14 protein-coding genes are annotated in these 12,124 nt (G+C 46.2%); 8 read left to right on the top strand and 6 right to left on the bottom strand.

Annotated elements, in window-relative coordinates; all coding sequences use genetic code 11:
- Window positions 1–9: 9 nt before the first annotated feature.
- From Cabys_RS05995 to Cabys_RS05970, 6 genes are all read right to left on the bottom strand, one after another.
- The gene (locus Cabys_RS05995) at window positions 10–1,023 is read right to left on the bottom strand and encodes a DUF58 domain-containing protein (RefSeq protein WP_006929306.1); all 1,014 of its coding nucleotides are present in this window, start codon (window positions 1,021–1,023) and stop codon (window positions 10–12) included.
- Window positions 1,024–1,063: 40 nt separating this feature from the next.
- Window positions 1,064–2,053, bottom strand: a complete 990-nt coding sequence (locus Cabys_RS05990; protein WP_006929304.1) for an AAA family ATPase — start codon at window positions 2,051–2,053, stop codon at window positions 1,064–1,066.
- Window positions 2,054–2,248: 195 nt separating this feature from the next.
- A complete protein-coding gene (locus tag Cabys_RS05985; RefSeq protein ID WP_006929301.1) occupies window positions 2,249–3,157 on the bottom strand; it encodes a hypothetical protein in 909 nt (302 codons plus the stop codon).
- A 44-nt stretch (window positions 3,158–3,201) separates the two neighbouring features.
- On the bottom strand, window positions 3,202–3,597 hold the full coding sequence (locus Cabys_RS05980) for a tetratricopeptide repeat protein (protein ID WP_006929299.1): 396 nt from the start codon (window positions 3,595–3,597) through the stop codon (window positions 3,202–3,204).
- Window positions 3,598–4,208: 611 nt separating this feature from the next.
- Window positions 4,209–4,466, bottom strand: coding sequence for a hypothetical protein (locus Cabys_RS05975; protein ID WP_006929298.1), 258 nt, complete (start codon window positions 4,464–4,466; stop codon window positions 4,209–4,211).
- Window positions 4,463–5,170 carry a hypothetical protein gene (locus Cabys_RS05970; RefSeq protein ID WP_006929296.1) on the bottom strand — a complete coding sequence of 236 codons (708 nt, stop codon included), beginning with the start codon at window positions 5,168–5,170 and terminating at the stop codon, window positions 4,463–4,465. Before Cabys_RS05970 ends, Cabys_RS05975 begins: the two co-directional genes overlap by 4 nt.
- Window positions 5,171–5,454: 284 nt before the next feature.
- On the opposite strand from Cabys_RS05970, the gene Cabys_RS05965 reads away from it, so the two are divergent.
- From Cabys_RS05965 to Cabys_RS05930, 8 genes are all read left to right on the top strand, one after another.
- On the top strand, window positions 5,455–5,913 hold the full coding sequence (locus Cabys_RS05965) for a MerR family transcriptional regulator (protein ID WP_006929294.1): 459 nt from the start codon (window positions 5,455–5,457) through the stop codon (window positions 5,911–5,913).
- A 20-nt stretch (window positions 5,914–5,933) separates the two neighbouring features.
- A complete protein-coding gene (gene sqr, locus Cabys_RS05960; protein ID WP_006929292.1) occupies window positions 5,934–7,166 on the top strand; it encodes a type III sulfide quinone reductase, selenoprotein subtype in 1,233 nt (410 codons plus the stop codon).
- A gap of 2 nt (window positions 7,167–7,168) precedes the next feature.
- On the top strand, window positions 7,169–7,846 hold the full coding sequence (locus Cabys_RS05955) for a DUF1641 domain-containing protein (protein ID WP_006929291.1): 678 nt from the start codon (window positions 7,169–7,171) through the stop codon (window positions 7,844–7,846).
- Window positions 7,847–7,882: 36 nt separating this feature from the next.
- Complete coding sequence (locus tag Cabys_RS05950; protein WP_006929290.1) at window positions 7,883–8,200, top strand: TusE/DsrC/DsvC family sulfur relay protein; 318 nt, start codon at window positions 7,883–7,885, stop codon at window positions 8,198–8,200.
- 27 nt (window positions 8,201–8,227) lie between these two features.
- Window positions 8,228–8,698: a DsrE/DsrF/DrsH-like family protein gene (locus Cabys_RS05945; protein WP_006929289.1), complete on the top strand. Its 471-nt coding sequence runs from the start codon at window positions 8,228–8,230 to the stop codon at window positions 8,696–8,698.
- A gap of 218 nt (window positions 8,699–8,916) precedes the next feature.
- The gene (locus tag Cabys_RS05940) at window positions 8,917–9,366 is read left to right on the top strand and encodes a MerR family transcriptional regulator (RefSeq protein WP_006929288.1); all 450 of its coding nucleotides are present in this window, start codon (window positions 8,917–8,919) and stop codon (window positions 9,364–9,366) included.
- Between the two features lies 1 nt (window position 9,367).
- Window positions 9,368–11,572, top strand: coding sequence for a molybdopterin-containing oxidoreductase family protein (locus tag Cabys_RS05935; RefSeq protein WP_044281226.1), 2,205 nt, complete (start codon window positions 9,368–9,370; stop codon window positions 11,570–11,572).
- Entirely contained in the window at window positions 11,572–12,108 is a 537-nt protein-coding gene (locus tag Cabys_RS05930; protein ID WP_006929286.1) for a 4Fe-4S dicluster domain-containing protein, read from the top strand. The genes Cabys_RS05935 and Cabys_RS05930 overlap by 1 nt, the downstream gene beginning before the upstream one ends.
- Window positions 12,109–12,124: the final 16 nt, after the last annotated feature.

Genomic DNA, 12,124 nt, shown 5'->3' with positions numbered 1-12,124 from the left:
CGCTCTATTTTACGCACCCATACGCTTTGCCCGCATCCTAAAAAATTTATTGATGGGCTGAACATACGATTGATCGGTAAAAATATTAATGTGATCCACGCCAATGGACTGGAAGAGCGATTTCAATTCCTCTCGCTGCTTCATGGCGTTTATATGAAATTCATCGCGCAACTGGCCGCTGGTGGTGTCGATCACAATGGTTTCGCCGGTTTCGGCGTCTTCCAGTTCGATCATTCCCGCATTGGGCAAAGCGACCTCGCGCGGGTCCACAATACTAACGGCAATGATGTCGTGTTTTTTATTGGCAATTTGCAACGACTTTTTAAAATCCTCGGCCAGAAAATCGGAAATTAAGAAGACCGTGCTCTTTCGTTTGATTACGCGACTTAAAAACTCAAGCGCTTCATTGATGTTGGTGGCGGCATCACGCGGTTTGTAAAAGAGAATCTCGCGAATCACGCGCAAAACATGTGTTTTGCCCTTACGCGGCGGAATAAATTTTTCAATGCGGTCGGAAAAAATAATCAGCCCCACCTTATCATTATTTTTAATGGCAGAAAAGGCCAGCACTGCGGAAAGCTCGGCGGCCACTTCGCGTTTGAGTTGTTTCTCTGTGCCGAACGAACCGCTGGAACTGACATCCACCAGCAACATGACGGTCAATTCCCGCTCTTCCTGAAACAGCTTGATAAATGGATGCCCCATGCGCGCCGTAACGTTCCAGTCGATCAGGCGGATGTCGTCGCCGGGCTGGTATTCACGCACTTCGGCAAATTCCATTCCGCGGCCTTTGAAAACGGAATGGTATTCTCCGGAAAAAACTTCGTTCACAATATTGCGTGTGGAGATTTCAATCTGTTTGACTTTTTTAAGTAATTCGCGCGGAATGGCCTGGCTTTCACCGTTTTGCACCATTTGTTGTGCGCTCTTTTCTAACTGACGCAAACGGCGCCAATACCAGAAAATGGCCCCGCTTAATATTAAAATCCCCAGCCCCGTAAATATTAAAGCCCATGCATTCATCGATCAATCTTACCTTTTCTGCCTCGCTTACATCTTAAAATCATGGAACTTCAACGCGATTTAACACCTTGCGGATGACGTCTTCCGTGCTCAATTCTTCGGCCTCGGCCTCGTACGAAAGAATGATGCGATGACGCATAACATCCATACTGATGGCTCGCACATCTTCGGGCGTTACGTAGCCTCTTCCGCGTAAAAAAGCGTGCGCTTTGGCAGCCTGAGTGAGGAAAATAGAAGCGCGCGGACTGGCGCCATAAGTGATCAGGCCTTTAAGTTCATCCAGACCGAATTCCTCCGGATAGCGCGTGGCAAACACAACATCTACCACATATTTCTCTATTTTCTCATCCACGTAAACTTCTTTGACCACATCGCGCGCTTTAATCAATTCCCGTGGGCTGATGACCGCCTGTGGCTCAACCGTTTCTTTTCTGGTCTGCCTGCGGATAATTTCCAGTTCTTCTTCCTTGCTCGGGTAGCCTACGCTTAATTTCAGCATAAAGCGATCTACCTGCGCTTCGGGCAGAGGATAGGTGCCTTCCTGCTCAATGGGGTTTTGTGTGGCCAGAACCAGAAATGGTTCTTCCAGGGGAAAGGTATTTTCGCCAATGGTTACCTGCCGCTCCTGCATGGCTTCTAAAAGAGCGCTCTGCACCTTGGCCGGCGAACGGTTAATTTCGTCGGCTAAAATCAGGTTACTGAAAATCGGGCCTTTTTTAGTGGTAAACTGACCGTCTTTTTGATTGTAAATTAAGGTACCGATCAGGTCGGCGGGTAAAAGATCGGGGGTAAACTGAATGCGTTGAAATTTGGTTTGTATGGTTTGTGAAAGCGTTTTGACCGTTAAGGTTTTAGCCAGGCCGGGCACGCCCTCTAACAAAATGTGTCCGTTGGAAAGCAAGCCGATCAACAGGCGTTCAATCATGTAGGTTTGCCCGACAATCACCTTGCTCACTTCCGCCATAATCTTTTCGACAAAGGCGCTTTCTTGCGCTATCTTTTCATTGATCGCTTTAATGTCAGGATGCATTATACCTCCTTTTTCGTTAATGCTGCGCGCGAATGAACCCCAAAACGCTATGTTCAAAGACCAGTTGACAGGATCAACCGAAAATACTATATAAATTTGCTCTTTTTATGCGCAGAATGGCTTGCTTGCAAACTGCTTGCAGTCTGTCCGCGCCATCGAATAATTAAATCCCGGTTCTGCCGGAGAAAAATGAAATTACTCTCTTTTATTCATTTCCGTAAAAAGAAGTTCCGTGGTGTCGATAAAAAAATGCAACTCGCTTTCGCTCACCGGCTCACCGGCAAATTTTATCAACTCGGCACGTTCAAATAACTGTTCCAGTCTGGACAAAATTTCCTGCTTAACGTTGGTCTTTTCCAGTAAAAGCCGAACCTCAAAGAATTCGCTACCTGGCGGCAATTCAAAACGTTTTCTGAAGTACTGGGTTAAAAGCTCCACCAGATCATTAAACCTTTTTTCAGGAAGATTTCTGGAAAGCGTCACATTGTTTTTTAATCTCTCCAGGAATTCTTCTTCAATGGTTTTTTGCGGCTCCGTCAGCAATTCCTGTTGCTTTTTCTGATCAAAATATCTCTTTAATGAAAAGAGCGCAAAAGCAATAAAGGCAGCGATTAAAGCAAATACCATTAACTTAACCGCATTCATTTTGTCGCCCGGTCTGGCTACGGGTTCGGTTATTTCCAGACCGATCCGCTGTGAAATTAAACGACCTGATTGGCCTGTTTGCAGATCCAGATATTTTATGGTTATGCCGTCGATGTAGGCCATGCCCATTTCCAGCGGCGTAAAATAAAAGGTAATGGTTTTAACGGCGTGTGGCCGTTTGTCTTTATCCTGATAAAAGCGATTGGCTGAACCGCTGCCCCTCAGTTTCAGGTTGGTCAGGGCCGGCTCGCTCAATTCCAGAATGCGGTAGCGGCTAACCTCGCCAATCCATGAAAGCTCAATGTTAAAAACCACTTCCTGATTCAAAGGGACGCGATCGTTTTCCAGATAGGTTCGCAACCGTATTTCACTCTGCAAAGAGTCCGCTCCGCCGTTCAAAGCAAAAACCAGGCCTGATGTAATCCATATTAAAGCGAGTATGTTTGCAAGCGTTTTCATGTTTCAACTGCCGTCTTTACGATCGCTGTTTGCATGAAGAAATCTCATTGGGATGCTGAATCGGCGCCCATCTCCTTAAGAAATGGAAGCTCGTCTAAATCTTTACCCAGAGTTTTAATCTCATATTGCGCGTCGTCGGCCAGTTCATGATCGGGATATTTATCCACAAATTGCTGATAATATTTTTTGGCCTCGTCGTATTTTTTCAGATCATTGGCGTTGATAAATCCTAACATAAATAAAGACTCTGCCGCGCGCTTGCCCTGCGGATAATATTCCAGAATCTTTTTAAAGTAATCCAGCGCCTGGGTATATTGTTCTTTACTGTAGGCTTCTTTTGCCTTTTCATAATATTCTTCTTCGGACAATTTTGAAGAACAAGCCAAAACCATTATCGAAAAAATAATGGCCGTAAGTATCAGAACTCTCGACTTAATCATAGCTACTCTCTCCTCCAAATTATTACGATTTTTCGTGGCTTTATTCAAACTTATAAATTTAAAAGAAGTTACGTTTTAAATCAAATTATTCAGGCGCACCGTTATTTTGCCCAAAATTAAAATAAAATCATACCTGTAAAATGATCAAATGTTCCCAAAAATTTCAAAAGATTACTCGCAAAGAGAGGGTGGAGATGAAACAGTGTAAGAGATGAAAGGTTAAAGTGTTAATAAAAACGGCCTACGCTGTCATTTGGACTACCCTGATCCGCAGGCATTCCCCTGTCATTTCGACGAGCCCGTCCTACTCTTTTTTGTCATTTCGACGAGCCCGCCCTACTCTTTTTTGTCATTTCGACGAGCCCGCCCTACTCTTTTTTGTCATTTCGACGAGCCCGTCCTACGGGCGAGGAGAAATCTTCCCAAAACATGACAAGAAAAAGATTTCTCGTCGCTGCACTCCTCGAAAATACATTAGTGGAAAGCGCTCCACAGAATGACAAGTGTAACTGAGCGTTTTATTAAATGATAATGACAAAGTATCATTAACACAAAGGCTTCCGGCCATAACAGACCGAAAGCCTCCATTGGTTTTTCTAATTCCCAAACCGTTATTGTGCAAACGAGGAAAAATATCTCAACAACATCTCTCGCTGCTGCTGGTTTAACTTTAACTTTTTTTCATGATTTTGCAAAAGGGCCTCCCAATCCCTTTTTTGCTGCACATCCGGCAGGCTATGACAGGAAACGCATTTAGAACGGAATAAACGTTCCTCTTCCGAAATCGGCCGGGACGGCGTTTTTGGCGTACAGCCAATCCAGATCAGGCCGAGCGCAACGCTAATCCCCCAGAGTAATCTCAACTTCATAAACCGATCCCCATCAAAAATCGAACGCGCATCGTGTCCGCATGCTCGTTAAGTCCGAACAGCGCGCCAATGGTGTACCACCATTCCCCCGAAGCAAAAGACACCGTCGGCCCCAGATAGCTGCCAATTTCGGTTTCGCCCTCTTCAAATTCCAGGCGCGTGACCGTCTCCAGGCCCGCCACAAATTTGGGTGAAAACTCATAAGAAATTCCCATATCATACCCCAACTCATGCTCGAGACCGGGAGCAAACATGAATTCGTAAATCGGATTCATGGCCAGATTAAAACGATTCAGTTGTTTTCCCAGAATTAATCTTAATTCAATTTTATTAGGTTTATTAAAATCGATTTTACGGATATATTCAAAGTAGATCAAAGGATCCAAAATATATTGTCCAACTTCTCCAAAACGGTAGCGGGTACGAAATTGCACCGCCTCCCATTGAAATGCCTCGCCTTCCCACTGACTGAATATCTGGTAAACCGAGAAATCCCAGTGGTCGGTAAGTCCATGCTCAACCTCAACACGATACTCCCAGAAATTAAGTGTCGAAATCCTGGTCGTCTGGTAAAGTTCCAGCTCCGTGTTGCCGCCGGACATGGTTTTATATTGGTAAGTCCAGACATAATTCCTGCGATCGGCAAACAAAGAACCGGCGCTTAAGAAAGCCATGAGAATAAAAACGGTTAGATAACGAGCCATACTACCTCCTTAGATTAAAAAACCATGGTACTTGTTACATGCATCACTTTTAAGTTATATATATTTAACATCTGTGTCAATACCATTACATAAAAAGTTGGCCACCAAAATACATTTTCATTTTTAGCAAGTCATTTCTCTATATTTCTCAAATGTAGGAAAATTTTTAGCGCGCGGCAGGAGCAAAACCTTGAAAAACCGCCATCTTTCTATTGGCACACATATTGCTTATCTACATTTTAAAATGTAGATTTTGAATGTTTTAAAATGGAGCATTGTGGTAAATGAGTCATCCTATTGAATATTACGAACCGGTTTTTACAATTGGAACCATCGCCAAAAAAATTGGCGTTGCCGTTCAAACCATTCGCATGTATGAGCAAGAAGGCTTGATCATTCCCTACAAAACAGAAACAGGGCGACGTATGTACAGCCTTTTTGATCTTGACCGCCTTGCCTGTATTCGTCGGATGATCACCGAAGAAGGCATCAATATTCAGGGCATTAAGCGCATCTTCTCTTTTATTCCCTGCTGGGAGTTTAAAGGTGGCCTGGACAACGATTGTCTCTCCTGCCCGGCCTATTACGATGCCCTTGGGCCCTGTTGGAGCTTGAGAAATAAAGGAGAAAAATGTTTAACAGAAGATTGCCGTCAGTGTGAGGTTTATCGGCTCGATTTTCATTGCAATAAATTGAAATCCGTAATCTTTGGACATGATGACAAACATAAAGAACAAAAATAACTGCTATTAAGGAGGTTTGCATGAAGCGACTTTTAATACTCGGCGGTGGAACTGCCGGAACGATGATGGCCAACAAACTGGCGCCGGTTCTCGATGCCAATGAATGGCAAATCACCCTGGTTGATCAGGAAGAAACGCACTACTATCAACCCGGTTTCCTCTTCATTCCCTTTGGCATTTACAATCGGAATGATGTAATTAAACCCAAACGGGATTTTTTCCCTTCTGAGGTAGAAGTCATTGTCTCTACCATAGAAGAAATTCAAGCCGCGGATAACCGCGTCAAATTGAGCAACGGCAAAGTTATTCATTATGATTTGATGATTATTGCCACGGGCAGCCGCATTGCGCCTGAAGAAACCGAAGGCATGACCGGCGAAGGCTGGCACAAAAATATTTTTGACTTTTACACCTTAAAGGGCGCCGAAGCCTTGCGCAAATTCCTGAAATTCTGGGAAGGCGGAAAGATGGTGGTCAATATTGTGGAAATGCCCATCAAATGCCCGGTGGCTCCGCTTGAATTTGTCTTTTTGGCCGATTGGTATTTCACAGAGCAGGGTATAAGAGATAAGGTGGAAATCGAATTGGTCACCCCTCTGCCCGGCGCATTTACCAAGCCGATTGCGGCCAAATTTTTAGGTCAATTCTTAGAGAAGAAGAACATTAAATTAACGGCAGATTTCAACACCGGTCGCGTGGACAGCGCCAATAACAAAATTTATTCCTGGGACGAAAAAGCGGTCGATTACGACCTGCTGGTCACCATTCCCACCAACATGGGCGCGGAAGTCATTGGTAACTCCGGCCTGGGCGATGATCTCAACTTCATCCCCACCGATAAACACACCCTGCAATCCAAGCAATACGAAAACATCTTCGTCATTGGAGATGCAACCGACCTGCCCAGCTCTAAAGCGGGGTCTGTAGCTCATTTCGAGTCTGAAGTGCTTTTTGAAAACATTTTAAGATATATCGACGGACGCCCATTAAAACCAGACTTTGACGGACACGCTAACTGCTTTATTGAATCGGGCTTTGGCAAGGGCATTCTGATCGACTTCAACTATGAGGTTGAGCCGCTGCCCGGAAAATTTCCCCTTCCGGGCGTTGGACCTTTTTCGCTTTTACAGGAAACAAGAATGAATCACTGGGGCAAAATGACGTTTAGATGGGTGTATTGGAATCTGTTATTAAAAGGGGCTGAATTCCCCATCGAAGCGCAAATGTCAATGGCAGGAAAAATGAGGCAGTAATCATGGAAAACAAAGAATTAGCATTAGAGATTCAAAAGATCAACGAAAAGCTGGATGTAATTACGCGACATCTGGCGGAACAGGAAAAAAGGGCGCGCGAGATCGAAGAGTTAAAGGCGGACCTTTCTCTGATTACCAAAGATATGTTCGACGCGGCCGTGGAAGAGCTGCAGGACGTGGCTCATCATTTTGACACGCGTGATCTTGTTTTTTTGTTTAAGATGTTATTGAGAAACGTACGTCCTTTAACGCGTTTGCTGCAGCAGGTTCAAAGCTTTGACGATCTCAGTCAGGATCTTCGTCCTTTAGGCAAACAGGCCTTTCAACAAGCGCTGGAAACACTGGATGAATTAGACCGCAAAGGCTACTTCGCCTTTTTCGCCGAGGCGGTCAAAATAATCGATACCGTTGTCACCAGCTTTACCGTGGAAGATGTGCGTCTATTGCGCGAAAACATTACAACCATTTTGATTACCGTTAAAAACATGACGCAACCACAAATGTTAAGCGCAGTGAACAACGCGCTCGATTTCTTTCAAAAATTAGACATGGATGTAACCGAAGACATCTCGCTGCTCAAAATTGCCCGCGAGATGAATAAACCAGAGATCAAACGCGGAATCTTTTTCATGTTGCAATTCATGAAAAATGTTTCCATCCCAAAACATCCGGAGAATTAATTACTTTAAACCTAAAATTACCGAAAGGAGGCAATTATGCCCAGCAAAACAATCGCAGGAAAAACCGTTGAAGTAACCGAAGATGGTTTTTTAGTCAATCCATCCGATTGGACTGAAGAAATCGCCGCAGAACTGGCCAAAGAAGAAGGCATCGAAGAACTAACCGACATGCACTGGAAGGTCATCCGTTTTATGCGCGAAGAATTCGAAAAAGAAGGTCACATTCCAACAATCCGCAAAATCAAAAATGCCGGCGGCGTTCCCATTAAAGATTTGTACAATCTTTTTCCGGATGGCCCGGCAAAAAAAGCGGCTAAAATCGCCGGCCTTGGCAAACCCCAGGGCTGTGTTTAATAACCCATTAATCTGGAGGTCCCAATCATGGCCGAAGAAAAAATTAAAAAGGTATCCATCATCATTTCAAAAGGTTCGCTGGAAGGCGTTTACCCTGGTTTGATTATGGCCAACGGCGCCAGAATGGAAGGTATTGAAGCCAATGTATTTTTTACCTTCTTTGGCCTGGAAGCCATTATCAAGAAAAAAATGGATAAACTGAAGGTAGCCACCGTTGGCAATCCGGCAATGCACATCCCTTCCATTCTGGGCATTTTGCCCGGTATGTCCGCCTTTGCCACAAAAATGATGAAAAAGGAAATGGAAAAACTGGACATCCCGCCAGTAAGCGAATTCATCGAAATGATTCACGACGCCGGCGGAAAACTCTACGCCTGCAAAGCCACGGTCGATATGTTCCATTTAACCAAAGACGATTTTTGTGATGAGGTTGACGACATCATCAATGTGGCCAAATTTTACGAAGTGGCCGCTGGCGGACAAATAATTTTTACCTGATACTTTTTCCCACTCCATCCCCCAAACAGCGCAATCGGTTTGGGGGATTTCTTCTTAAATATAAGAAATTTTTCATTTGTAAAAAAATGAATAATTCTACTTAATCCAGTAAAACCAACCTGTTACGCCTACATTTTCTTCCCTGGCACATTACTTGCTATACCTGCATCAATTGATGTAGAAATTACTACAGAGTATGGTAAAGGATTTAAACGGAAATGAAACAAACAAAAAAGATGCTCTACCCTATTGGTATGGTGGCAAAGATGTTTAACATCTCTGTTTCCACCATCCGCCTGTACGAAAACGAAGGGCTGATTATCCCCATCAAAAGTCAGGGGCAGCACCGCTATTTTACCCCGGCAGATATTCAGCGTCTGGAGTGTATTCGTGATTTGATCGAAAAGAAAGGCTTAAACTTTGCCGGTATTCGCTTAATGCTCTCCACCATCCCCTGCTGGGATTTGAAACCCTGCACCAGCGAAGATCGGCTGAACTGCGACGCCTATTACAAATCTCAGGTTCCCTGCTGGATGGTGGAAAACAAGGGAGAACGATGTAAAAATGAAAACTGTGCGGAATGCCCGGTTTATCAGGAATCCGCTCAATGTGCGAATATCAAAGTTATCTTGAAAAAATATTGGAGGACGCCCTTAGATGAAGACTAAAATGAAGCGAAGAGAATTCATCAAGATTGCCGGCGCCGGCGCCGGAAGTCTGGTGGTCGGTTCCAAATTGTACGCCTCATTCAACAGCAAAGATGAACAAAATCTTTTAGCAGACGGAAAAATCGAGCGCACACCCACCTACTGCGAAATGTGCTTCTGGAAGTGCGCCGGCTGGGTGTACAAAAAGGATGGCAAACCATGGAAAATCATCGGCAATCCTGACGATCCCAACAGCCGCGGACGTTTTTGTCCACGGGGTACGGGCGGCATTGGCGCCTACACCGACCCCGATCGCTTGAAAAAGCCGTTGTTGCGCGTTGAGAAGAACGGCAAACAGGTGTTTAAAGAAGTAAGCTGGGACGAAGCGCTGGATTTTATTGCCGGGCGCATGAAAGATATTGCGCAAAAACACGGTCCGGAATGTATTGCCCTGTTCAGCCATGGTTCCGGCGGTTCCTATTTTAAGACACTTTTGCACGCCTTTGGGTCGAATAATGTGGCAGCCCCTTCCTACGCCCAGTGTCGCGGCCCGCGCGAAGAGGCTTACATGCTCACTTTTGGCGAGGCCGTTGGTTCACCGGAAAGAACCGATATCATCAACGCTAAATGCCTTGTTCTTTTAGGATCCCATATTGGCGAAAACATGCACAACGGTCAGGTGCAGGAATTCAGCGAAGCCGTAGCCCACGGCGCCACCGTGATTACCGTTGACCCGCGTTTTTCTACAGCCGCCAGCAAATCCAAATACTGGCTGCCCATCAAGCCGGGTACCGATCTGGCCCTGCTGCTGGCCTGGATTCACGTCATTATTTACGAAGAGCTTTACGACAAAGAATACGTTAAAAAGTACACCTTTGGTTTTGAGCAGCTAAAAGAAGCCCTAAAAGACAAAACGCCGGAGTGGGCCTATCCCATCACCACCATCAAGCCGCACGTTATCCGGCAAACCGCCCGCGAAATGGCCAAAAACGCCCCGGCGACCATTGTTCATCCCGGACGCCACGTAACCTGGTACGGAGACGATACGCAGCGCGTGCGGGCCGGCGCCATTCTGAACGCCCTGTTGGGCTCCTGGGGCAGACGCGGCGGCTTTTACTTTCCGAGTAAGGCGCATCTGCCTAAAATGCCCATTCCTAAGTTTCCCAACGTCAAACGCGACTGGCGCAAGGCCTTTCCGAATAAATACCCGGTGGCTCACCTGGCGCTTTCTTCCGGCATTTGCGACGCCACCATTCCATCGCCAGAACGGGAATGCTCTTTTAAAGGCTGGATTGTTTACGGCACCAATTTGCCCATGACCCTCCCCCAGCCGGAAAAGACGCTGGAAGCCATTCAGCATCTGGAGCTATTGGTAGCCATCGACATTCTACCGGCAGAGATTACCGGCTGGGCCGACGTGGTTCTGCCGGAATGCACCTATCTGGAACGCTACGATAATTTACGGCTCTCGCCGGGCAGAGTCCCGTCCATCGCTCTGCGCGCTCCGGCCTTTGAGCCCAAATACGAATCTAAACCGGCTTACTGGATGGCGCGCGAGCTGGCCAAACGCCTTGGGCTGGAGGATTACTTTCCGGCCAAAACCATCGAAGAATATCTGGATTACCAGCTTAAAGCCATTGGCAGCAGTCTGGAAGAGATGAAAAAGATCGGCGTCAAATTACTGCCCGAAGAAGCGCAAAAACTCTACCTGGAGGACGGCGAAGACTTTGAATTCCCCACGCCAACCGGCAAAATCGAATTGTACTCCACCATTCTGGACGAGTACGGTTTTGATCCCATTCCGCAGTACACGGCGCACGAAGAGCCGCCGGAAGGCTACTACCGTCTGCTCTATGGGCGGGCGCCCATGCACACCTTTGGACGTACGACCAACAACCCCAATTTGCACGACCTGATGGAAGAGAACACTGTGTGGATCAATAGCAAGGTGGCAAAGCAATGGGGTATTAAAAACGGCGAGTACATCACTCTGGAAAATCAGGACGGCGTTCGTTCTACGCCTGTTAAGGCCAAGGTGACCGAAAGAATCAGGCACGACGCGGTGTTTATGGTTCACGGTTTCGGCCACTCCGACAAACGGTTGAGGCGAGCTTACGGTAAAGGCGCCGATGATCAGCGCTTAATCACGCGCGTTAAAATCGATCCTTTGATGGGTGGAACGGGCATGCGCGTTAATTTTGTGACATTCAGAAAGGAGGAAGCCTGATGCCTCGATATGCAATGGCAATAGATACCAAACGTTGTGTGGGATGCGCAGACTGCGTGGTGGCCTGCCAGACAGAAAATGATGTACCGATCGGCTATTGTCGCGATTGGATTGTACAGGAAACCACGGGCAGCTTTCCGGAATTGTATCTGGAAATTCGCTCGGAGCGGTGCAATCATTGTGAAGATGCGCCCTGCGTGCGCACCTGTCCCACTGGCGCCAGCCACATCGCCGAAGGCGGCATTGTGCTGGTTGAGCATGATGACTGCATCGGCTGTAAAGCCTGCATTGAATCCTGTCCTTACGACGCGCGTTTTGTGCATCCGGAAGGCTATATTGATAAATGCACCTTTTGTATTCATCGCGTAAAAGAGGGCAAAGATCCGGCATGCGTAAGCGTTTGCCCGACGCATGCCATGATTTTTGGCGATCTGGAAGATCCCAATAGTGAAATTTCCAGAGCGCTGCGCACCAGAAAATACAAAGTGTTGATTCCGGAAGCCGGAACAACGCCCCATGTTTATTATCTTTTGTAATCAAAAGTAGGAGTTG

This window comes from Caldithrix abyssi DSM 13497, from assembly GCF_001886815.1.
Classification (GTDB): domain Bacteria; phylum Calditrichota; class Calditrichia; order Calditrichales; family Calditrichaceae; genus Caldithrix; species Caldithrix abyssi.
The sequence above is the reverse complement of the archived record's forward strand: the minus strand, read 5'-3'. Positions and strand labels throughout refer to the sequence as shown.